Raw genomic sequence first — 22566 nt, forward strand, 5'->3', positions numbered from 1 at the left:
ACGCCCGGTTACATTCCGAACCCGGAAGCTAAGCCTTACAGCGCCGATGGTACTGCAGGGGGGACCCTGTGGGAGAGTAGGACACCGCCGAACAATCTTTGGGAAGGACCCCTGGTCACCAGCGTTCAGCTGGGACCAGGGGTCCTTTCGTTTTTACAATGCTTGCGGTACCGAAGACAGGAGCCACCGATGTCCACCAACTCTCCCGACGACCGACCGGAGCGCGACCAGCGGCGACGGGACAGTGGTGATCGCGACAACCGCGGCGACCGGGGTGATCGAGGCGGTTTCCGTCGCGACAACGACCGCGGTGGCTACGGCCGTCGTGATGACCGCCGTGGTGATGACCGCCGTGGTGACGATCGTCGTGGTGGCGACCGGGGCGGTGACCGTGGTGGGTTCCGTCGCGATGACCGTCGTGATGACCGCCGCGATGGTCGCCGTGACGACCGTCGTGGTGACGACCGTGGTGGCTTCCGGCGTGACGACAACCGGGGTGGCGGCTACGGCCGGCGTGATGACCGGGGTGGCGACCGACGTGAAGGCGATCGTGGGCCCCGTCCGGCGTTCCGCAGGGACGACCGTTCCGGTGGGCCGCGTCGTGACGACCGCGACCGTGGCTTCCGGCGTGAGGGCGACCGTCCGTCCTTCCGCCGTGATGACCGTCGTGACGACCGTCGGGATGACCGTCGTGACGATCGTCGTGGTGACGAGCGTGGTGGCTTCCGGCGTGACGACAACCGGGGTGGCGGCTACGGCCGGCGTGATGACCGGCGGGATGACCGTCGTGACGACCGCCGGAGTGATGAGCGCCGTGACGGCGACCGCGGTGGCTTCCGTCGAGACGATCGGGACCGTGGGTTCCGTGGTGATGACCGCGAGCGGGGCTTCCGTCGTGACGACCGCGACCGTGGGTTCCGTCGTGAGGGCGACCGTCCCTCCTTCTCTCGCGACGACCGCGGGGAGCGTCGTGACGACGCGCGCGGTGGCTTCCGCCGCGATGACCGTCGGGATGACCGCCGTGACGACCGTGGCGGGTTCCGGCGGGACGACAACCGGGGCGAACGCGGGGGCTTCCGGGGGCGGGACGACCGTGGTGCTCGTGGGCCCCGTCGCGATGACCGAGGTGGGCGTCCCGGCGGGTTCCGTGGGCGTGACGACCGTCGGGACGACCGGCGCGGTGGTGGCCGGTTCCGTGACGAGCGGGACCGGGATCGCGAGCCGATCAAGCGGCTGCCGATCCCCGAGGACGTCACGGGCGACGAGATCGACAAGGACGTACGGCAGGAGCTGCAGAGCCTGCCCAAGACACTCGCGGAGGACGTCGCCAGGAACCTGGTGATGGTCGCGCGGCTCATCGACGAGGACCCCGAGGGCGCTTACGCCTACTCGAAGGTGGCGCTGCGGCTGGCGTCGCGTGTCGCGGCCGTGCGAGAGGCGGCCGGGTTCGCGGCGTACGCGAACCAGAAGTACGGGGAGGCGCTCGCCGAGTTCAGGGCCGCTCGGCGGATGACCGGCAACACCGACCTGTGGCCCGTCATGGCCGACTGCGAGCGTGGGCTCGGGCGTCCGGAGAAGGCGCTGGACATGGCCGGGGCGCCCGACGTGCACAAGCTGGACAAGGCAGGGCAGGTCGAGATGCGGCTCGTCGCGGCCGGCGCCCGGCGTGATCTTGGGCAGCTGGACGCGGCCATCGTGACGCTGCAGAGCCCCGAGCTCGCCTCCAACGCCGTACAGCCGTGGACCGCGCGGCTGCGGTACGCCTACGCCGACGCGCTGCTTGCCGCCGGGCGTGACGGTGAGGCGCGTGAGTGGTTCGCCAAGGCCGTCGAGGCCGACAAGGACGGCAGCACGGACGCCTCCGACCGGCTCGCCGAGCTGGACGGTGTCGAGTTCGTCGACGCCCTCTCCGAGGATGAGGGCGAGGACAAGGGCAGCGGTGGCGGTGCCGCTGAGGTTCAGGACGGGCCGGACGAGGGCGACAGGGACTGAGCGAGGCTTCAGGTGAGGGGCGGGATCCCGGGCAGGGGTCCCGCCCCTTCGGCGTTCACAGGTCCAGCGCGCGCAGCACCAGGCCCGAGGCCGGCTTGGGGCCGAACGACGTCGACTTGCGGGGCATGGTGACACCTTGGCGTGCCAGGTCGCGGACGACGTCCTCGCGGACCGGGTGCATCAGGACGGCCGTACCGCCGTCGCGTTCGGCCTTGCGTACGGTGGCCGCCGTGTCGTGGATGTAGGCGATGCGCGTGGGATCGTCCTCGGGGATGTGCCAGATGTGGGCGAGGAGCGCGGCGTGCAGGACCGTCGCGTCCAGGGTGCGCCAGGCGGCGGGACGGTCGGCCGGGACCGTGCGGGCGAGGAGGGCCGGGTCCGGACGGTCGATCAGGTGGAAGGCGCCGTCTCCGGCGAGGAGGTAGGCGTTGCCGGCGCGGGCCCCGTCGGCCAGCGCCTCCAGGGCCTTGCCCAGCGGGACGTCGAGGCGCTGTATGCGAAACAGGCCGTCGAGGGCGGCCAGGGCCTCCGGCACCGGCAGGCCGTGCAGGAGGCGGTGGATCGCGCGGACGCGCAGGGGGTAGCGGGCCGTGTCGACCAGGAGGACCAGGCCGTGGTCCCAGGGGCCGGGCGAGGCATGCTCCGCGCGTAGACGCAGATACGTGGCCCAGCGGTGGTGGCCGTCGGCGATCAGGGCCTGGCGCCGGCTCAGGTCCGACCGGACGTGGGCCAGGTCGGCGGGGTCGGTGATCGACCACAGGCGGTGGCTGAAGCCGTCCTCGGTGGTCGTCGCCAGGAGCGGAGGGGACTCGATCGTGCGCTCGATGACGGCGGTCGTGTCGGCCGTCGTGCCGTCGCCGCGGTACGTGAGGAGCAGTGGTTCGAGGTTCGCGGACGTGGCGCGCATCAGGGCGGCCCGGTCGGCGACCACGTGGGGCATGACGTCCTCGTGCGGGAGGACCAGGCCCTCCGAGGGTTCCGAGACGCGCAGGGCGCCGATGACGCCGCGCTGCAGCATGCCCTCGCCGTCGTGCTGCTCGTAGACGTACAGGCAGGGCTCCGGGTCGACGGCCAGGACGCCTTCGGAGAGCCAGCGGCGCAGGGTGGTGGCCGCCTGCTCGTTGCGGGCGCCGGGCGTGGCCGCCTGGGGGAGGATCAGGCGGACGATGTTGTACGGGTCCGCGTCCTGGAGGTGGTGCAGGCCGTCGGGGCGGACGACGACGTCGTACGGAGGGGATGTGACGGCGGCCAGGCTGCCGACCCGGTCGGGGTCGTAGCGAAGCCCTCGGAACGGGGTGAGTTCGAGGCCTCGGCGCGCCGTTGCTTCCGGGTGACCTGCTGTGTTCATCCCGGCATCGTACGGGTGTCAGTGGCATGGGGGATGATCGGGTGAAGCCGTCGAACGAGGAGCGATGCCGAATGAGCCAGAGCGTCAGGACGAGGCCGGAGGGCAGTGGCAGGGCCCTGAGCGAGGCGTACGACACGGCGCTGCTCGACCTCGACGGTGTGGTGTACGCGGGCGGCAGCGCCATCGCGCATGCCGTGGAGTCGCTCGCCATCGCCCGTGAGGGCGGGATGCATCTCGCGTACGTCACGAACAACGCCTTGCGGACCCCGGACGTCGTGGCCGGGCATCTGACGGAGCTGGGGATACCGACGGGGGCGGACGACGTCATCACCTCGGCGCAGGCGGTCGCGCGGCTGATCAGTGAGCAGGTGCCGGCCGGGGCACGGGTCCTGGTGATCGGCGGTGAGGGGCTGCGGGTGGCGCTGCGGGAGCGCGGGCTGGAGCCGGTGGAGTCGGCGGACGACGATCCGGCCGCGGTCGTGCAGGGGTACGGCGGGCCCGAGCTGCCGTGGGGGCGGTTCGCCGAGGCGTCTTATGCCGTGGCGCGCGGGGTGCCGTGGTTCGCCTCCAACACCGACCTGACGATTCCGAGCGGGCGTGGGATCGCTCCGGGCAACGGGGCGGCGGTGGAGGTGGTGCGGATAGCCACCGGTGCCGAGCCGCAGGTGGCGGGCAAGCCATTGCCGCCCATGCACCGGGAGACGATCCTGCGGACCGGGGCCGAGCGTCCGCTGGTGGTCGGCGACCGGCTGGACACGGACATCGAGGGGGCGTTCAACGGCGGTGTCGACTCGCTTCTGGTGCTGACCGGCGTGACCGACGGCGCCCTGCTGCTGGCCGCGCCGCCGCAGCACCGGCCGACGTATGTCGACGCCGATCTGCGCGGGTTGCTCACCGGGCAGCCGGAGGTCGTCGTGGACGGGGAGGGGTTCCGGTGCGGTGGCTGGACGGCGACCGCCGGTGCCGAGCGGCTTGAACTCGACGGTGAGGGGGAGAGCTTGGACGGGCTGCGGGCGTTGTGTGCGGCGGCCTGGAGCGCGGCCGGTGAGGGTGTGTGCGAGTTGGAAACCGGGAAGGCGCTGGCCCGGCTGGGGTTGTGAGCGGTCCGTGGGCCCGCGACCAAGGCGATGACCTGCGGTTGGGGCGGGTACGGAGCGGGATCGTGCCGGATTGGCAGGGTAGGCTAACCTAACTGCGTGTTGGTCGACAGTCCCCCCGAACAGCGCGCGGAGTCCGTGTCCGCGCCCCCAACCCGACGGCTCGTACGTGCCGTTGGGCTGCTCGTCTCTGTCCTGATCCTGGTGGTCGTCGCGTTGGCGAGCATCGCGATCGGGGCGAAACAGCTGTCCATCGGGGAGGTCTGGCACGGGCTGTTCGACGCCTCGGGGACGTACGGCGACGTGGTGGTCGACGACCGGATCTCACGTACCCTCCTCGGGCTGCTGGCCGGGGCCGCCCTCGGCCTCGCCGGGTCCGTGCTGCAGGCCCTGACCCGCAACCCGCTCGCCGATCCCGGACTGCTCGGCATCAACGCGGGCGCGTCGGCCGCGGTCGTCACCGCCATCACCTTCTTCGGCGTCACGAGCCTGAGCGGGTACGTGTGGTTCGCCTTCCTCGGCGCGGCCGCGGTCGGCGCCGTGGTGTGGTTCCTCGGCGGCAGCCGGGGCGCCACGCCGGTACGGCTCGCGCTCGCGGGTACGGCGATCAGCGCGGCCCTCTACGGCTATCTCCAAGCCGTGATGATCATGGACGACGCGGCGCTGAACAAGATGCGCTTCTGGACGGTCGGGTCGCTGTCCTCGGCGACGGACGCGACCATCGAGCAGGTGCTGCCGTTCCTCGGGGTCGGCATGGTCCTCGCGCTCGCCCTCGCCCGGCCGCTGAACGCCATGGAGATGGGCGACGACACGGCCAAGGCGCTCGGGGCCGACCTGAACCGGACCCGGGTGCTGTCCATGCTCACGGCGACCGTGCTGTGCGGGGCCGCGACCGCGGCCTGCGGGCCGATCGTGTTCGTCGGTCTCATGGTGCCGCACGTCGTGCGTTCCTTCACCGGGCCCGACCTGCGCTGGATCCTGCCGTACGCGGCCGTCCTGTCGCCGGTGCTGCTGCTCGGTGCCGACGTCCTCGGCCGGCTCGTCGCCCGGCCCTCCGAGCTCCAGGTCGGCATCGTCACCGCGATCCTCGGCGGCCCGGTCTTCATCTTTCTCGTACGACGGCGGAGGACGGCCCAGCTGTGAGGACCGTACGAAACAGCGAGGCGGAGAACGAGGCGGAGGGCGAGGCGCGGAGCGACGTGAAGGCCGACGTGAAAGCCGGTGTGAAGAGCCGGCGGAAGGGCGGGGCCGGGACCGTGGTGAAGGGCGCCCGGCGCAGTCGTGCCGTGCGGACCCCGGGCGGGTTGTCCGTCCGGCTGGACGTCCGGGCCCTGACCGCCGTCGTCCTGCTGCTCGTCGCCGCGCTCGGCGCGAGTGTCGTGCTGATCGGCACCGGCGACTTCCCGATCCCGGCGGGCGACGTACTCAGGACGCTGGCCGGCGACGGCAACGCGGGACAGGAGTTCATCGTCAACGAGCTGCGGTTGCCGCGTGTGCTCGTCGGGCTTCTGGTCGGTGCCTCCCTCGGCCTGGGCGGTGCGCTGTTCCAGGCGCTGTCCCGCAACCCGCTGGGCAGCCCCGACATCCTCGGGCTCGGGCAGGGAGCCACGGCCGGGGCGCTCGTGGTGATCGTGGTGTTCTCCGGCGACGCCACCCAGGTGACCACCGGAGCACTCGTGGGCGGACTCGCCACCGGGTTCGCCATCTATCTGCTCGCCTGGAAGCGAGGCGTGCACGGCTATCGGCTGGTGCTGGTCGGCATCGGCATGTCCGCGATCATGACGGCGGTCAACGGCTATCTTCTGACCAAGGCCGACCTGGTCGACGCGGCCCGCGCGGTGGTGTGGATGACCGGGTCGCTCAGCGGCCGGGACTGGGCCCAGGTCTGGCCGCTGCTCGCCCTGTGCGCCGTCCTCGTACCGCTCGTCCTCGGCAACGCGCGCGGGCTGCGGATGATGGAGATGGGCGACGACATCTCGTACGCCCTCGGCGTGCGCGTCGAGCGCATACGGCTGCTGCTGATGCTGGCCGCCGTGCTGCTCACCGCGGCCGCCACCGCCGCCGCCGGCCCCGTCAGCTTCGTGGCGCTGACCGCGCCGCAGCTCGCCCGTCGCCTGACCCGCTCACCCGGCCCCAACCTGCTGCCCTCCCTGTGCATGGGCGCCGCCCTCCTCGTCACCGCCGACTGGATCTCCCAGCGGGTCTTCGGCGCCGACCAGTTGCCCGTCGGCGTGGTCACCGGCGTACTCGGCGGTGTCTATCTGCTCTGGTTGCTGGTCACCGAGCGCAGGGCGGGCCGCATATGAGCGCCGGCAGCCGCACGAGCAGCGGGCCGAAGACCGGGCCGAACCATCGAAGGAGCACTGTGAACCGCCTGTCCGCCGACAACGTCACCCTCGCCTACGACCAGCGGGTCATCGCCGAGCAGTTGTCGGTGGAGATACCCGACAACTCCTTCACGGTGATCGTCGGTCCCAACGCGTGCGGGAAGTCCACGCTGCTGCGGGCGCTGTCGCGGATGCTCAAGCCCAGCCAGGGGCGGGTTCTGCTGGACGGGCAGGTCATCCAGTCGATGCCGGCGAAGAAGGTCGCCCGCACCCTGGGTCTGCTGCCGCAGTCCTCCATCGCGCCGGACGGGATCACGGTCGCCGATCTCGTCGGCCGCGGCCGGTACCCGCACCAGGGGATCCTGCGGCAGTGGTCGACCGAGGACGAGCGGGTCGTCCAGGAGTCGATGGAGCAGACCGGGGTCGCGGAGCTCGCGGATCGCTATGTCGACGAACTGTCCGGCGGTCAGCGCCAGCGGGTGTGGATCGCGATGGCGCTCGCCCAGCAGACCCCGCTGCTGCTGCTCGACGAGCCGACGACCTACCTCGACATCCAGCACCAGATCGACGTCCTCGACCTGTGCGCCGAGCTGCACGAGCAACAGGGGCGCACGCTGGTCGCCGTGCTGCACGACCTCAACCACGCCGCCCGGTACGCCACCCACCTCATCGCCCTGCGCGGCGGCACCGTCATCGCCGAGGGCGCGCCCAACGACATCGTCACGGCCGAGCTGGTCGAAGAGGTCTTCGGGCTGCGGTGCCAGGTGATCGACGACCCGGAGACGGGCACGCCGCTGGTGGTGCCGGCGGCGCGGCAGGCCCGCCGAGACGTCGAGAAGGTCGCGGCTACAGAAGCTTCCTGAGGACCAGCAGGTCGCGTACACCCGCGTGCAGCTTCACCCGGCCCGCACCCCAGGCCCTGGCGAAGTGCAGATCCCCGGCGACCAGGGCCACCAGGTCGTCGCCGGTCATGCTGAGCCTGATCTGGGCCTTCTCGCGGGGCGGGCCCTGGAGGGTGTCGTGGACGTGGATCCGGCCGCCCGACATGCGGCCGGCGAACGTGACGTCAAGGTCCGTGATGTGGCAGCTCACCGAGCGGTCCAGGGCCGCGGCCGCCCCGACGTCCCCTTCGGCGTGCTGCATGTTCTCCGAGAGCTTCTCGAGTGCGGCGCGGCACTCCTCGATCGTGGCCATCGCGATCGACGGTACCCCAGCGGTTCGGGGTAGCGTCTGGGCATGAGCGACACGTTTCCGGAGACGGAGATCCCGCAGGCGGCGGCCGAGGCCGAAGCGGCGGCCGGGCTCGCGGCCGGAGCGGTGGGAACGGTCGGCGCGGTCGAAGGGGCCGTAGCGGTCGAAGGGGTCGAAGCGGCTGAAGCAGCCGAAGGGGCTGAAGGGGCCGAACCCGACTACGACCCCGCCGCCCCCGCCCCGCTGAACGTCCCCCGCACCCCCACCGGCAACGCCGTCGTCGACGCCCAGCTGGAGAGGCTGGGTGATGCCGACCACCTGGCCACCGACGGGCACGTCGAGGTGTACGAGGATGTGCACCGGGGGCTGCGTGACGCGCTCACCGCGCTCGACGCCCGCCAGGGGCCACCGGCTCCCGCCCCCCACCGGACCACCACCCCACCGTGAGACCCTTCGGGTCGCGCCCATCGATGCCGTACGGGAACAGGAGCTGAACCGAAAGTGGCAGGAGTCGCACGCCGTCGTCTCGACGCGGAGCTGGTCCGCCGGAAGCTCGCGCGCTCGCGTGAGCACGCCAGCCAGCTGATCGCCGCCGGGCGGGTCTCCGTCGGCAAGACCGTCGCGACCAAGCCGGCCACGCAGGTGGAGACCGCGGCGGCGATCGTCGTGGCGTCCGACGACAGCGATCCCGAGTACGTGTCGCGAGGCGGCCACAAACTCGCGGGCGCGCTGGCGGCCTTCGTACCCCGGGGGCTGATGGTGGAAGGGCGGCGGGCGCTGGACGCCGGCGCGTCCACCGGGGGCTTCACCGACGTCCTGCTGCGGTCGGGGGCCGCGCACGTGGTCGCCGTCGACGTCGGATACGGGCAACTCGCCTGGACTCTTCGAAGCGATGAACGCGTCACCGTCAAGGACCGTACGAACGTACGCGAGTTGACGCTCGAAGCGATCGATGGGGAACCAGTGGATCTTGTCGTGGGGGATCTGTCCTTCATCCCGCTCGGACTGGTGCTGCCCGCCCTTGTGCGGTGTGTGAAGCCGGACGCCGACCTGGTGATGATGGTCAAGCCGCAGTTCGAGGTGGGGAAGGAACGTCTGGGCAGCGGTGGAGTGGTCCGCAGTGCCCAGTTGCGGGCCGAGGCCGTGCGCGGCGTGGCCGAGAGGGCGTGGGAGCTCGGGCTCGGGGTGAAGGGGGTCACGGCCAGTCCGTTGCCCGGTCCCTCCGGGAATGTCGAGTACTTTCTGTGGCTGCGTGCCGGGGCGCCCGCCCTGGACCCGGCCGACGTTGACCGTGCAGTGGCGGAGGGGCCGCGTTGACACAGGACCGAGCTCGTACTGTTTTCCTGCTCGCCCACACCGGGCGGCCCGCGGCCATTCGCAGCGCCGAGCTGGTGGTCAAGGGACTGCTGCGGTCGGGGATCGGCGTGCGCGTCCTGCAGGCGGAGGCCGAGGACCTGCCGCTGCCGGACGAGGTGCAGCTGGTCAAGGAGGCGACCCCGCAGTGCCTCGACGGGTGCGAGCTGCTCATCGTGCTGGGCGGTGACGGGACGCTGCTGCGGGGCGCTGAGTTCGCGCGGGCGTCCGGGGTGCCGATGCTCGGCGTCAACCTCGGGCGGGTCGGGTTCCTCGCGGAGGCCGAGCGGGACGACCTCGACAAGGTTGTCGACCGCGTGGTGACCAAGTCCTACGAGGTCGAGGAGCGGATGACCGTCGACGTCGTCGTGCACCGCAACGGCGACATCGTGCACACCGACTGGGCGCTGAACGAGGCGGCCGTGCAGAAGGCCGGAGCGGAGAAGCTGCTCGAGGTCGTGCTGGAGATCGACGGGCGGCCGGTGACGGGGTTCGGCTGCGACGGGATCGTGCTGTCCACGCCGACCGGTTCCACCGCCTACGCCTTCTCCGCGGGCGGGCCGGTGGTGTGGCCCGAGGTGGAGGCGTTGCTGATGGTGCCGATCAGCGCGCACGCCCTGTTCGCGAAGCCGCTGGTGACCTCGCCGGACTCGGTGCTCGCGGTGGAGGTGCTGCCGCACATTCCGCCGGGCGTGCTGTGGTGCGACGGGCGGCGGACGGTGGAGCTGCCGCCGGGGGCGCGGGTCGAGGTGCGGCGAGGAGCCGTACCCGTGCGGCTGGCCCGGTTGCACCACGCCTCCTTCACGGATCGGTTGGTCGCGAAGTTCGCGCTGCCCGTCTCCGGGTGGCGCGGGGCGCCGCACTGAGCTCGTTCTTCGACCTTTCGACCGTCGTAGGGCGGTGACGGTCTTCTCGCGGCGGACGGTTTCGCCCACGCCATTGCGGGGTGCCCGGTGCTTGTTCGGGGTGCCGGGCGGTCGTCCGGGGCCGGGTCGGTGCGGTTCTGGTGCTCTGGCGGCGTCACGTCGTAGCCGGCGTCGGGTGCAGTCGATGAGTTCGGGCGGCGACAAGAGTCTGAAGGAGGACACCCGATCTCCGGAGGCTGCCCTATGGCTGAACCACACGTTCCAGAAACGCGGAAGGCTCTGGAACAGGCGATCCAGGTCGAGCGATTGGCGCTCGCTCAAGACCTCGCCGAGCTCAGCGAGGCCCAGTGGGCGAAAGCATCACTGTGTGAACGCTGGACCGTGGAGGAGGTCGTAGCCCATCTGACCGCAGGTGCCGGCACGAGGATGTGGCGCTGGCTGCTGAGCATGCTGGCCGCGCGGTTCGACCCCGATCTGCACAACGACCGACGACTCGCACAGCACCGTGGTGCTACACCTGAAGAGACTTTGCGGCGATTTCGCGCGGTTGTTGCCGGTCCCGCCGGGCCGTCCGGACATACCGCGGCCTGGCTGGGCGAAATAGTCGTGCACAGCGAGGACATCCGCCGGCCATTGGGTCTTGTGCGGACACCTCCGGTGGCCACGACGACCGCCGTGGCCCGGTTCTTCGCCGGCCGCGATTTCACCGTCGCGAGCAACACTGCGATCGCGGGCTTGCGGGTCGAGGCCACAGACGGACCGTTCACCACCGGCTCGGGGGACCTGCTCCGGGGGCCGACCCTCTCGCTGGTGATGGGGATGGCAGGCCGCGCGGCGGCCTGCGAGGACCTTGAGGGGGACGGTGCGGCAGTCCTGCGCGCTCGACTGCGCTCAGGTTGAAGAACACCTTCGCTTCACCCCCCGGCCCCTGAGAACGTTGCACTCGCCTGGGTGACATGTGAAGCCGATCCGTATTCGTCACCAGGAGCTTCACCCGACTGGGACCGGGGGGCGTCGCACTCCCGGCTCCTGACCTCGTAAGGTCGTGTCCGTGTTGGAGGAGATGCGGATACGGTCGCTCGGAGTCATCGACGACGCGGTTGTCGAGCTGTCGCCCGGATTCACCGCCGTCACGGGTGAGACGGGTGCGGGCAAGACCATGGTGGTCACCAGCCTGGGCCTGCTGCTCGGCGGGCGGGCGGACCCGGCGCTCGTGCGGATCGGGGCGAAGAGCGCGGTCGTGGAGGGGCGGATCACCGTCGCCGCGGACGCGTCCGCCGTGGTGCGGGCCGAGGAGGCGGGGGCCGAGCTGGACGACGGCGCGCTGCTGATCAGCCGTACCGTTTCCGCCGAGGGGCGCTCCCGGGCGCATCTCGGCGGGCGCAGCGTGCCGGTCGGACTGCTCGCCGAACTCGCCGACGACCTGGTGGCCGTGCACGGGCAGACCGACCAGCAGGGCCTGCTGAAGCTGTCCCGGCAACGCCAGGCCCTCGACCGGTACGCGGGGGACTCCGTCACCGTGCCGCTGGCCAAGTACACCGAGGCGTACCGGCGGCTGCGGGCCGTCTCCGTCGAACTCGACGAGATCGTCACGCGCGCGCGTGAGCGGGCCCAGGAAGCCGACATGCTGCGGTTCGGGCTGGAGGAGATCGCCGGTGTCGAACCGCGGGCCGGAGAGGACGTGGAGCTCGCGGAGGAGGCGGAGCGGCTCGGGCACGCCGAGGCGCTGTCGTCGGCCGCCACGGCCGCTCACGCCGCCCTCGCCGGCAACCCGGAGGACCCCGAGGGCATCGACGCGGCGACGCTCGTCGCGGGCGCGCAGCGGGCCCTGGAGGCCGTGCGCTCGCACGACCCGGCGCTGGCCGCCCTGGCCGACCGGATCGGGGAGATCGGGATCCTGCTGGGCGACGTCGCAGGAGAGTTGGCGGGATACGCCGACGATCTGGACGCCGACCCCTTGCGGCTCACGGCCGTCGAGGAACGGCGGGCCGCGCTGAACGCGCTCACGCGGAAGTACGGCGAGAACGTCACCGCCGTGCTCGCCTGGGCCGAGGAGAGCGCCGCGCGGCTGACCGAGCTGGACGGCGACGACGAGCGGATCGAGGAGCTGACCGCCGAGCGGGACGCGCTGCGTGCCGAGTTGGGCGGGCTGGCGCAGGCGCTGACGGACGCGCGGGCGGAGGCCGCAGAGCGGTTCGCCGCCGCCGTGACGGCGGAGCTGGCCTCGCTCGCCATGCCGCACGCGCGGGTGTCCTTCGACATCCGGCAGACCGAGGACCCTCAGGGCGTGGAGGTCGGCGGGCGGACGGTTGCCTACGGTCCTTCCGGCACGGACGAGGTCGAGCTGCTGCTCGCGCCGCACCCCGGAGCGCCGCCCCGGCCGATCGCCAAGGGCGCGTCCGGCGGTGAGCTCTCGCGCGTGATGCTCGCGGTCGAGGTGGTCTTCGCCGGGACCGATCCCGTGCCGACGTACCTCTTCGACGAGGTCGACGCCGGCGTCGGTGGCAAGGCGGCCGTGGAGATCGGGCGGCGGCTGGCCCGGCTGGCGAAGTCCGCGCAGGTGGTGGTCGTGACCCACCTGCCGCAGGTCGCCGCTTTCGCGGACCGGCAGTTGCTGGTCGAGAAGACCGACGACGGGTCGGTCACCCGGTCCGGTGTGAAGGTCCTGGAGGGCGAGGAGCGGATCCGGGAGCTGTCCCGGATGCTCGCCGGCCAGGAGGACTCCGAGACCGCGCGGGCCCATGCGGAGGAGCTGCTGGAGGCGGCTCGGGCGGACGCGTAGAGGGGCGGCAGGGGGCCGGTCGTAGGGTGGCGGCATGATCCGACGCGCCCCCGGGACCACCGCTTTCGCCCTTTCCGCCGGCTTGACCCGTGCCGCCGTCTCCGCCCTGCGCGCCAAGGCTCCCGGTGGCCGCGACCGCTGGGAACGGAAGAACTACGCCGGTCGGACCGTGGAGTTGTACGCCGGTGCCGCCGTCGCCCTGTCGGCCGCGGTGGGCGCGGGGCGGGCACGGCCGGCCGCCGGGCTCGCCGTCGCCGTCGCGGGAGCCTGCGGGGCGTACGACGATGTCGCCGGGGCCGGTGACCCCCGGCGTGGGTTCCGGGCGCACCTGACCGCCCTGCGGGAGGGCGAAGTCACCAGCGGGGCGGTCAAGTTGCTCGGGATCTCCGCCGCCGGGCTCGTCGCGGGCGCCTTCCTGAAGGAACGGCCCGTGGACCGGGTGCTCGCGGGCGTGGTGATCGCCGGGGCCGCGCACTTCGTCAACCTCGTGGACGTACGCCCGGGCAGGGCCGCGGCGGCGGTGCTCGGCCTCGGGGCGCCGGGGCTGCTGCGTCCCGGGTCCGGCGCCGCGATCGCCGCCACCGCCATGGGTGCCGCGGCGGCCGTGCTGCCCGATGACCTCGGTGAGCGGGCGATGCTCGGCGACACCGGTGCCCATGCGCTCGGCGCGGCCCTGGGCACCGCCGTCGTCGCCGGGAACGGGCGGGCCGGGCTGGCCGCGCACGCCGCCGCCCTCGTGGCCGCCGCGGTGTACGGCGACAAGGTGACCGAGGCGGCGCGGGCGCTGGGCGGGCGGTGACGGTCGCGACCGTTCTCCCCGTTCGAACGGAACCCGGCGATCTTCACCCACGTGGGTGATACCCCGCGTGGTACCGCCCGTCTCCCGCCCGCCTCCCGCCCTCCCGCGGTTCCCGGAAGGACCGCGGCTCCTGGCATCCTTGGCCTTGAGACGTCGTACGCGTGGGGATCTCCGCGGTACACCCCCTCCGCCCGATCCTTCTGTACGTTCTTCGTGACCGCCCGACCCGAACCAGGAGCCCCGGCCACGTGACCCCCGTGAGCAGCCACTCACCGCACGGCCAGTCCTCGCTGCGCACCGTGCAGGTGCTGGGCGGCGGCAACGCCGGCAGCAGCGCGCATGTGCGGTCGCTGGCCTCCGGGCTGGTCGCGCGGGGCGTGCGGGTCACCGTGTGCGCCCCTGCGGAGGCCGATCACCTCTACGATTTCACGGGCGCCGGAGCCGAACACGTGCATGTCCCGCGCAGCAGCGATCCCGCCTCCGTGGCCGCGCTGCGGGCCGCGTGCGCGGACGCCGACCTGGTGCACGCGCACGGGCTGCACGCCTCCTTCCGTACGGTGCTCGCGCTCAGCGGGCGACGTACCCCGCTCGTCGTCACCTGGCACGACCGCGCGCATGCCGAGGGCGCCCGCGCCCATCTCGTACGGCTGTTGGAGCGGCGGGTCGTCAAGACCGCCTCCGTCGTGCTCGGGACCACCTCGACGCTCGTGGACCGGGCCCGTCGGACCGGTGCCCGCGACGCGCGCCTCGCCGCGGTGGCGATGCCCGCGCCCCGCGGTGTCGTCGAGCATGACGACCCCGACCGGCTGCGGCCCAAGGTCCGCGCCGAACTCGGCGCCACCGGACGCCCGTTGCTGATCGCGGTCGGCTCGCTGGAGCGGCATCGCGGGTACGACGTGCTGCTGGACGCCTCGCGCGCGTGGCTGCGGCTGGACCCCGTGCCGTTGGTCGTGATCGCGGGGGAGGGGACGCTGCGGGCGGCCCTTCAGCGCCGAATCGAGGACGAGGGGCTGCCCGTGCGGCTCATCGGACGGCGCGACGACGTCTTCGAGCTGCTCGCCGCCGCCGACGCCGCGCTCCTGCCCAGCAGTTGGGAGTCACGCTCGGTGCTGGCCCAGGAGGCGCTGCGTGCGCGCGTGCCGCTCGTCGCCACCGACGTGGGCGGCATGCCGGAACTCGTCGGCGACGCCGCTGAACTCGTCCCCTACGGCGACCCGCAGGCCCTCGCCGAGGCCGTCGTACGGTTGATCGGCGATCCCGAGCGCCGGGAACTGCTCAGGGAGCGGGGCACGCGGCAGGCGGCCACCTGGCCCACGGAGGACGAGACCGTCGCCCAAGTGCTCAGCGTCTACGACGAGTTGACGCAGCCGCAGCCCATGATCTAGACGGCGTCCGACGACGACCGCCCACCCCCGGCTACGGCACGTGCCGCCGGGCCCGCAGGGCCAGGCTCAACGCCAGTACCGTCTGCGGGTCGTCGAGGTCCGTGCCGAGCAACTCGCCGATGCGGGCGAGGCGGTTGTAGAGCGTCTGCCGGTTGAGGTGCAGCTCGCGGGCCGTCTCCGCCTTGCGGCCCGCGTGCGCCAGATAGGTCTCCAGGGTGGGCAGCAGAGGCGGTCTGGAGCGGTCGTCGTGGTCGCGGAGCGGGCCGATCGCCCGGTCCACGAAGGCGGCGAGGTCCGGGTGGTCGCGCAGCCGCCACAGCAGCAGGTCGATGTCCAGACGCCGGGCGTCGTACCAGGGGCGGTCCGACAGGCCCTGGGCCGCCGTCGCCGTCTCCGCCGCGTGCCTGAGACCCGCCGAGGCCGCCGCCCAGCCCCCGGCCACCCCGACGACCACGACCGGCGGCTGCGCCCCGGGCCGCTGGATCCCGGCGCGCTCCACACCCGCCCGCAGCGCCACCGCGACCCGGTCCGCGACCGTCGGCCGCTCCGACTCCGCGCGCAGGCCCAGCAGCACCAGGACACGGCCCTCCACCGGCCGTACGCCCAGCAGCACCGGGACCCCGACCGAGGACAGCTCCTCCGCGACGGCACGCGCCAGCACCGCCCAGCCCCCACCCGGCGACAGCACGTCCCCGAGCCGCATCACGACCGGCAGCAGCGGGCTGCTGCCCGGCTTGAAACCCAGGACGCGCGCCTGGGCCGGGGCGTCCTCGGCGGTGACGCGGCCCTCCGCGAGGTCGGTGAGGAAGTCGCCGCGCCCGCGTGCCGCGAGCTCCTCCTCCTGCCGCGCCTGCATCAGCACCACGGCCAGGATGCCCGCTGCCCGCTCGGCAGCCATCCGGTGGACGGGCGCGAGCGGCCCGCGCACCGGAAGGAGCACGAGCCGTGCCCGCACCGAGCCCGTGCCGGGGCCGCCCCCCGGCACCTCGACCAGGACCGACCCGGCAGGCGGTGGCGCGTCCTTGTGCTGCCCTCTGAGCCCCTCCCACACCTGCAGCGGATCGGCGCCCTCGGGGCCCGCCCCGGCGGCGTACAGCAGCAGGCCGTCGGTCGTCTCCAGGAAGACCGGGTTGCCGCAGAAGTCGGCGAGGATGCCCAGCACCTGGGGCACACCGCCACCGCCGAGCAGGGCCTGCGTGCACCGCCGGTGCACCTCCTCCGCCCGTTGCAGCAGCGCGTAGTGGCCGTTGACGATCTCGGTGTGGATCTCCTCGGTGACCGTCACGAAGGGCACCTCGCGGTGCAGCTGGACCAGTGGCAGGCCCGCGGTGCGGGCGGTGTCGACCAGCGCGGCCGGCAGACGTGTGAAGCGGGGGCCGAGCTCGACGACGAGGGCCGCGATACCGCGCTCGGCCAGGGTCCGTACGAACGCCCGCTGGTCGGCGGGGCGGGTGCCGAGCCCGTACCCCGTGGTCAGCAGCAGCTCGCCGCCCTTGAGCAAGGAGGCGATGTGGGGAACCTCGCCCGCGTGCACCCAGCGCACGGTACGCCCCAGCCGGTCGGCGCCCGCCAGGACCTCGGGGAGCCCGCTGCGCAGACCGGGCAGCTCCAGCGCCCGCCGCACGGTGATCCCCGCTCCCTGGGTGCCGAATCCGCTGTCAGTGCCGCCCGTACCGCCCGTACCGCTGTCCATGAGGCGGACGCTACCCGCGGGCGTGCTGCCACGACATCTCCACAGGGGCCCGCGAAGGACGATCACCGGCTGCCGGGGGAGGGGCCGACTCGGGACTCCTCCGTGCTCGCCGCCCGATCGCGGCGGCCGGTCCCGTGGCCGTGTCGGTGCGCGAGCCGTTCGGCACCGCGCGGCGGACGGCGGCGATCCCGGCGGGGAGCGGACGCCGACGGCGCTCAGGCCGGCCTGATGTTGTGGTTGAACCGGAAGACGTTGTCCGGGTCCCACCGCCGCTTCAGATCCGCCAGCCGCCGGGTGTTCTCCGGGCCAAGACCGGCCACCACGCGTTCGGCGCCCTCGTCGCCGATGAAGTTCAGATACACCGCGCCGGTGCTCCACGGCCGCACGTCGGCACGAACGGAACGGACCCACCGCACGCACCGTTCGTCGTCCGCGGGGTCCTGCCACATGCCGTAGGGATGGATCGCCCAGGGCGCGTCCCGGTAGGGCACCGGGTACTCGTGCGGTCCGGCGGCGATCGCGCCGCCCTGTGGGAAGAGGACGTGCTGGGTGCCGGTCGGCACCGGCATGGACCGGGCCTCGGCGCAGTAGACGTCCACGAACTCGTCCGGGGCGCTCGTCAGGTACTCGGCCGACCAGTAGTGCCGCATGCCGGGCGGATCGTCGATCATGCACTGGACCTCGGCGTACGGCATCGCGCCGACGATCTCCGCCTCGTGCGCCAGGGCCAGCAGGGGTTCGGCGTACTTGCGCATGGCCTGCTCGGTGCCGGCGTACGTCAGCAGCACACCGCACACCAGGGAGCCGACCAGGGACGGCGGTACGAAGTCCTCGGGCGGCCCGGTGAAGTGAAGGACGCCGCCGCCCACCTCGTCGGGGCCGGACTCGATCACGTCGCGGAAGGTGCGGACCGCCTCGGGCGCGAAGTCCGGCCGGTACAGCAGCATGGCGATGGCGAACTCGGGCAGTTCGTGCAGCTTCAGGGTGAGCGCGGTGGCGATGCCGAAGTTGCCGCCGCCGCCGTGCAGGGCCCAGAACAGCTCGGGGTTCTCGTCCGCGTTCGCGTGGACGCGCGCGCCCTCCGCGGTGACCAGCTCCACACCGAGCAGATTGTCCACCGCGAGGCCGCAGCAGCGGTCCAGCCAGCCGGTGCCGCCGCCGAGGACGAAACCGCCGACGCCGGTGGTGGAGGCCCGGCCGCCGGTCGTGGCGAGGCCGTACGGCTGGGTGGCCCGGTCCAGGTCGCTCATCGTGGCGCCGCCCGCGACCCGCACCGCCTCGGCCGCCGGGTCGACGGTGACCGCGCGCATGTGCCGCAGGTCGACGACCAGGCCGTTGTCGTTCAGCGCCATGCCCGCGACGCTGTGCCCGCCGCCGCGCACCGCGGTGGTGAGGTCCAGATCCCGGCCGAACCGCACGGCCCGTACGACGTCGGCCTCGTCCACGCACTGCGCGATCACCGCGGGCCGCCGGTCGATCATGGTGTTGAAGACGCCCCGGGCGTCGTCGTAACCGAAATCCCCCGGGGCGAACACATCACCGGAGAGATCCTCGCGCAGCGCGGCGAGGGCCGCGCCCGCCTTCGAGCGGGAAGCCATGGCCGCCCCCTTCCGACAAGCGGCAGGGCAAGGGGCACCTACTTGCTTCCAGGCTAGGCGGGCGCCTCACGTCCGTCCTGCCGAGGGCCGTGGTGGCCTGCTCAGCCGCCGTACGCCCCGGACGCCGTCAGCCGCAGGGCGGTGTCGATCAGCGGGACGTGGCTGAAGGCCTGCGGGAAGTTTCCGACCTGGCGCTGACGGACCGGATCCCACTCCTCGGCGAGCAGACCGAGGTCGTTGCGCAGCGACAGCAGCTTCTCGAACAGCTTGCGGGCCTCGTCGACGCGGCCGATCATCGCCAGGTCGTCGGCCATCCAGAACGAGCAGGCCAGGAAGGCGCCCTCGTCGCCGGGCAGCCCGTCGACGCCCTCGTCCTCGCCCTCCGTCGGGTAGCGCAGGATGAAGCCGTCCGTGGTGGACAGCTCGCGCTGGATCGCCTCGATGGTGCCGATGACCCGCTTGTCGTCCGGCGGCAGGAAGCCCATCTGCGGGATCAGCAGCAGGGACGCGTCCAGCTCCTTCGAGCCGTAGGACTGCGTGAAGGTGTTGCGCTCCTTGTCGTAGCCCTTCTCGCACACGTCCCGGTGGATCTCGTCGCGCAGTTCCTTCCACCGCTCCAGCGGGCCGTCCGCGTCACCGGACTCGATGAGCTTGATCGTCCGGTCCACGGCGACCCAGGCCATCACCTTGGAGTGCACGAAGTGGCGGCGCGGGCCGCGCACCTCCCAGATGCCCTCGTCCGGCTCCTGCCAGTGGTCCTCCAGGTAGCGGATCAGCTTCAGCTGCAGCAGCGAGGCGTAGTCGTTGCGGGCCAGACCGGTCATGTGCGCCAGGTGCAGGGCCTCGGTGACCTCGCCGTACACGTCCAGCTGGAGCTGGTGCGCGGCGCCGTTGCCGACCCTGACCGGCGCGGAGTTCTCGTAGCCGGGCAACCAGTCCAGCTCGGCCTCGCCCAGCTCGCGCTCACCGGCGATGCCGTACATGATCTGCAGGTTCTCCGGGTCGCCCGCGACCGCCCGCAGCAGCCACTCCCGCCAGGCGCGCGCCTCCTCGCGGTAGCCGGTGCGCAGCAGCGAGGACAGGGTGATCGCCGCGTCGCGCAGCCAGGTGTAGCGGTAGTCCCAGTTGCGGACGCCGCCGATGTCCTCGGGCAGGGAAGTGGTGGGCGCCGCGACGATGCCGCCCGTCGGGGCGTACGTCAGCGCCTTCAGGGTGATCAGCGAGCGGATGACGGCCTCGCGGTAGGGGCCGTGGTACGTACAGTGCTCGACCCACTCGCGCCAGAAGTCCTCGGTCGCCACCAGCGACTGCTCCGGCTCGGGCAGCGCCGGCGGCTGCTTGTGCGACGGCTCCCAGGAGATGGTGAACGCGATGCGCTCACCCGGGGCGATCGTGAAGTCGGAGTACGTCGTCAGCGACTTGCCGTAGGTCTCGGCCTCCGTGTCGAACCACACCGAGTCCGGGCCGGCGACCGCGACGGTGCGCCCCTCGTGCTTGTGCACCCACGGCACGACCCGGCCGTACGAGAACCGCATCCGCAGGGCCGAGCGCATCGGCACCCGGCCCGAGACGCCCTCCACGATCCGGATCAGCTGCGGAGCGCCGTCACGCGGCGGCATGAAGTCGGTCACACGGACCGTGCCGCGGGGCGTGTCCCACTCGGATTCCAGGATCAGCGAGTCGCCGCGGTAGCTGCGCCGGGCCGCGGTGGGCGGCGGGGAGTCGGAGGCGTGCGCGGGGCCGAGCCGCCAGAAACCGTGCTCCTCGGTGCCCAGCAGGCCGGCGAAGATGGCATGCGAGTCGAAGCGGGGCAGGCACAGCCAGTCCACTGTGCCGTCCCGGCAGACCAGTGCGGCGGTCTGCATGTCTCCGATGAGTGCGTAGTCTTCGATGCGCCCGGCCACGTGCAACTCCAGTCGAACGGCCACGTCACCCCCTCAAGGCAAGGGGGCTCTCGCTAGTGCGGTCAAGGGGTGGTTGTAATGCGTCGTTGAGCCGTGAAGCAAAGCAGTCGCCTGAGCCGTGAGGCAAAACGACAGTCTCTTCTTGACAATCTCTGCTCAACGAACTGACGAGCTCTCGTTGTTCCGGGTGTGACGGGCGGGGGTGGTGCCGTGTTTGCCGGCCGGGCTCGGCAGCGAATGTCCGAGCAGGATACGACGCACGTAGATGATCTGCGTGCCGCTCCGGACAACCCGGGTAAGCCGAACGGGTGAGCAAGGGGTGACCGATGCGCGGGAAAACGGCGAAGCGTGCGGATCCGTGCCGAGTCGTGTGCGGAGCGTGGCCGGAAGCCATCGGTCGTAGTCGCTGATACCCTGGTAGCCCGTGGACCGGTGGGCGTGAAGACCCCCGAACCGCACTTCAAGATCGCGACCACGGGAGCCCCCTCTTGGCCATGCCGCCCGCTGCTTTTCGAAACAGCACAGCCACGACGACCAAGCACATCTTCGTCACCGGGGGTGTCGCCTCCTCGCTCGGCAAGGGCCTGACGGCCTCCAGCCTCGGCATGCTGCTCAAGGCGCGGGGCCTGCGCGTCGTCATGCAGAAGCTGGACCCTTACCTCAATGTCGACCCTGGCACGATGAACCCGTTCCAGCACGGTGAGGTGTTCGTCACCAACGACGGCGCCGAGACCGACCTGGACATCGGCCACTACGAGCGCTTCCTCGACCGCGACCTGGACGGATCGGCGAACGTCACCACCGGCCAGGTGTACTCCACGGTGATCGCCAAGGAGCGCCGGGGCGAGTACCTGGGCGACACCGTGCAGGTCATCCCGCACATCACCAACGAGATCAAGCACCGCATCCGCCGCATGGCGACGGACGAGGTCGACGTCGTGATCACGGAGGTCGGCGGCACGGTCGGCGACATCGAGTCGCTGCCGTTCCTGGAGACCGTCCGGCAGGTCCGTCACGAGGTCGGCCGTGACAACGTCTTCGTGGTCCACATCTCGCTCCTGCCGTACATCGGCCCCTCGGGTGAGCTGAAGACGAAGCCGACCCAGCACTCGGTTGCGGCTCTGCGCAACATCGGTATCCAGCCAGATGCGATCGTGCTGCGCTGCGACCGCGAGGTGCCGACCGCGATCAAGCGCAAGATCTCCCTGATGTGCGACGTCGACGAGGCGGCCGTGGTCGCCTGCCCCGACGCCCGCTCGATCTACGACATCCCCAAGACGGTGCACGGCGAGGGCCTGGACGCCTATGTCGTCCGCAAGCTGGACCTGCCGTTCCGCGATGTCGACTGGACGACCTGGGACGATCTGCTCGACCGCGTCCACAACCCCGACCACGAGATCACCCTCGCGCTGGTCGGCAAGTACATCGACCTGCCCGACGCCTACCTCTCGGTCACCGAGGCGCTGCGCGCCGGAGGCTTCGCCAACCGCGCCCGCGTGAAGATCAAGTGGGTCACGTCCGACGACTGCAAGACCCCGGCCGGGGCCAGGCAGCAACTGGCCGACGTGGACGGCATCTGCATCCCGGGCGGCTTCGGCGACCGCGGTGTGCTCGGCAAGGTCGGCGCGATCAAGTACGCCCGGGAGAACAAGATCCCGCTGCTCGGCCTGTGCCTGGGGCTGCAGTGCATCGTGATCGAGGCGGCCCGCAACCTCGCCGGCATCTCCGACGCCAACTCCACCGAGTTCGACCCGGCCACCGGCCACCCGGTCATCTCCACCATGGCCGAGCAGCTCGACATCGTCGCCGGTGAGGGCGACATGGGCGGCACCATGCGGCTGGGCATGTACCCGGCGAAGCTGGCCGAGGGCTCGATCGTGCGCGAGGTGTACGACGGCAAGGAGTACGTCGAGGAGCGGCACCGCCACCGGTACGAGGTCAACAACTCCTACCGCGCGGAGCTGGAGAAGCAGGCGGGCATCGTGTTCTCCGGGACGTCGCCCGACGGCAAGCTCGTCGAGTACGTGGAGTACCCGCGGGAGGTCCACCCCTACCTGGTGGCCACCCAGGCCCATCCCGAGCTGCGCTCCCGCCCCACCCGCCCGCACCCGCTGTTCGCCGGGCTGGTGAAGGCGGCCGTCGAGCGCCAGCAGGCCGAGGGCACGCACAAGAACGCGAAGTAACACGAGAGTTGTACGGTGACCGGGGTGCAAACCTTCAAAGGTGGGCAC

At 72.0% G+C, this 22566-nt stretch carries 18 protein-coding genes and 1 rRNA gene; 14 read left to right on the top strand and 5 right to left on the bottom strand.

What is annotated here, in order from left to right; genetic code table 11:
- Both rrf and ACFYNL_RS38760 read left to right on the top strand, forming a co-directional pair.
- Positions 1-93, top strand: a 5S ribosomal RNA gene (gene rrf / locus ACFYNL_RS38755); the annotation flags it as partial.
- A 1140-nt stretch (positions 94-1233) separates the two neighbouring features.
- A complete protein-coding gene (locus ACFYNL_RS38760; RefSeq protein WP_388812839.1) occupies positions 1234-1992 on the top strand; it encodes a hypothetical protein in 759 nt (252 codons plus the stop codon).
- A 55-nt stretch (positions 1993-2047) separates the two neighbouring features.
- Here the strand turns inward: ACFYNL_RS38760 and ACFYNL_RS38765 are convergent, their stop codons facing one another.
- On the bottom strand, positions 2048-3340 hold the full coding sequence (locus ACFYNL_RS38765; RefSeq protein WP_388812709.1) for a DUF1015 domain-containing protein: 1293 nt from the start codon (positions 3338-3340) through the stop codon (positions 2048-2050).
- Positions 3341-3411: 71 nt separating this feature from the next.
- Between ACFYNL_RS38765 and ACFYNL_RS38770 the strand changes: the two genes are divergently transcribed.
- From ACFYNL_RS38770 to ACFYNL_RS38785, 4 genes are all read left to right on the top strand, one after another.
- On the top strand, positions 3412-4440 hold the full coding sequence (locus ACFYNL_RS38770) for an HAD hydrolase-like protein (protein ID WP_388812712.1): 1029 nt from the start codon (positions 3412-3414) through the stop codon (positions 4438-4440).
- Positions 4441-4536: 96 nt separating this feature from the next.
- Complete coding sequence (locus tag ACFYNL_RS38775) at positions 4537-5580, top strand: FecCD family ABC transporter permease (protein WP_388812714.1); 1044 nt, start codon at positions 4537-4539, stop codon at positions 5578-5580.
- A gap of 116 nt (positions 5581-5696) precedes the next feature.
- Positions 5697-6743: a FecCD family ABC transporter permease gene (locus tag ACFYNL_RS38780; RefSeq protein ID WP_388812842.1), complete on the top strand. Its 1047-nt coding sequence runs from the start codon at positions 5697-5699 to the stop codon at positions 6741-6743.
- Positions 6740-7627, top strand: coding sequence for an ABC transporter ATP-binding protein (locus tag ACFYNL_RS38785; RefSeq protein ID WP_388812717.1), 888 nt, complete (start codon positions 6740-6742; stop codon positions 7625-7627). Before ACFYNL_RS38780 ends, ACFYNL_RS38785 begins: the two co-directional genes overlap by 4 nt.
- Here the strand turns inward: ACFYNL_RS38785 and ACFYNL_RS38790 are convergent.
- Entirely contained in the window at positions 7611-7958 is a 348-nt protein-coding gene (locus tag ACFYNL_RS38790; RefSeq protein ID WP_388812719.1) for a sterol-binding protein, read from the bottom strand. The genes ACFYNL_RS38785 and ACFYNL_RS38790 overlap by 17 nt on opposite strands.
- A gap of 123 nt (positions 7959-8081) precedes the next feature.
- On the opposite strand from ACFYNL_RS38790, the gene ACFYNL_RS38795 reads away from it, so the two are divergent.
- The 7 genes from ACFYNL_RS38795 (at position 8082) to ACFYNL_RS38825 (ending at position 15140) form a co-directional block, all read left to right on the top strand.
- Positions 8082-8402 (top strand): hypothetical protein, encoded by a 321-nt coding sequence (locus ACFYNL_RS38795; RefSeq protein ID WP_388812845.1) that lies wholly within the window; start codon positions 8082-8084, stop codon positions 8400-8402.
- Positions 8403-8456: 54 nt separating this feature from the next.
- Positions 8457-9272 carry a TlyA family RNA methyltransferase gene (locus ACFYNL_RS38800; RefSeq protein WP_388812720.1) on the top strand — a complete coding sequence of 272 codons (816 nt, stop codon included), beginning with the start codon at positions 8457-8459 and terminating at the stop codon, positions 9270-9272.
- A complete protein-coding gene (locus tag ACFYNL_RS38805) occupies positions 9269-10174 on the top strand; it encodes an NAD kinase (RefSeq protein WP_388812721.1) in 906 nt (301 codons plus the stop codon). The genes ACFYNL_RS38800 and ACFYNL_RS38805 overlap by 4 nt, the downstream gene beginning before the upstream one ends.
- Positions 10175-10417: 243 nt before the next feature.
- Positions 10418-11074, top strand: coding sequence for a maleylpyruvate isomerase family mycothiol-dependent enzyme (locus tag ACFYNL_RS38810; RefSeq protein ID WP_388812723.1), 657 nt, complete (start codon positions 10418-10420; stop codon positions 11072-11074).
- Positions 11075-11237: 163 nt separating this feature from the next.
- Positions 11238-12956, top strand: a complete 1719-nt coding sequence (gene recN, locus ACFYNL_RS38815) for a DNA repair protein RecN (protein WP_388812848.1) — start codon at positions 11238-11240, stop codon at positions 12954-12956.
- Between the two features lie 34 nt (positions 12957-12990).
- Positions 12991-13755: a hypothetical protein gene (locus ACFYNL_RS38820; RefSeq protein WP_388812725.1), complete on the top strand. Its 765-nt coding sequence runs from the start codon at positions 12991-12993 to the stop codon at positions 13753-13755.
- A 248-nt stretch (positions 13756-14003) separates the two neighbouring features.
- The gene (locus ACFYNL_RS38825) at positions 14004-15140 is read left to right on the top strand and encodes a glycosyltransferase family 4 protein (protein ID WP_388812727.1); all 1137 of its coding nucleotides are present in this window, start codon (positions 14004-14006) and stop codon (positions 15138-15140) included.
- 31 nt (positions 15141-15171) lie between these two features.
- Here ACFYNL_RS38825 and ACFYNL_RS38830 read toward each other — a convergent pair whose 3' ends face one another.
- The 3 genes from ACFYNL_RS38830 to ACFYNL_RS38840 all read right to left on the bottom strand — a co-directional run bounded on the left by ACFYNL_RS38830 (position 15172) and on the right by ACFYNL_RS38840 (position 20335).
- Positions 15172-16833 carry a PucR family transcriptional regulator gene (locus tag ACFYNL_RS38830; RefSeq protein ID WP_388812729.1) on the bottom strand — a complete coding sequence of 554 codons (1662 nt, stop codon included), beginning with the start codon at positions 16831-16833 and terminating at the stop codon, positions 15172-15174.
- Between the two features lie 215 nt (positions 16834-17048).
- Complete coding sequence (locus ACFYNL_RS38835; protein WP_388812732.1) at positions 17049-18431, bottom strand: FAD-binding oxidoreductase; 1383 nt, start codon at positions 18429-18431, stop codon at positions 17049-17051.
- A 101-nt stretch (positions 18432-18532) separates the two neighbouring features.
- Positions 18533-20335, bottom strand: coding sequence for a glycoside hydrolase family 15 protein (locus tag ACFYNL_RS38840; protein ID WP_388812851.1), 1803 nt, complete (start codon positions 20333-20335; stop codon positions 18533-18535).
- Positions 20336-20829: 494 nt separating this feature from the next.
- Between ACFYNL_RS38840 and ACFYNL_RS38845 the strand changes: the two genes are divergently transcribed.
- A complete protein-coding gene (locus ACFYNL_RS38845) occupies positions 20830-22518 on the top strand; it encodes a CTP synthase (RefSeq protein WP_388812854.1) in 1689 nt (562 codons plus the stop codon).
- Positions 22519-22566 lie beyond the last annotated feature (48 nt).

The sequence above is a fragment of the Streptomyces sp. NPDC007808 genome, assembly GCF_042868655.1.
GTDB lineage: Bacteria > Actinomycetota > Actinomycetes > Streptomycetales > Streptomycetaceae > Streptomyces.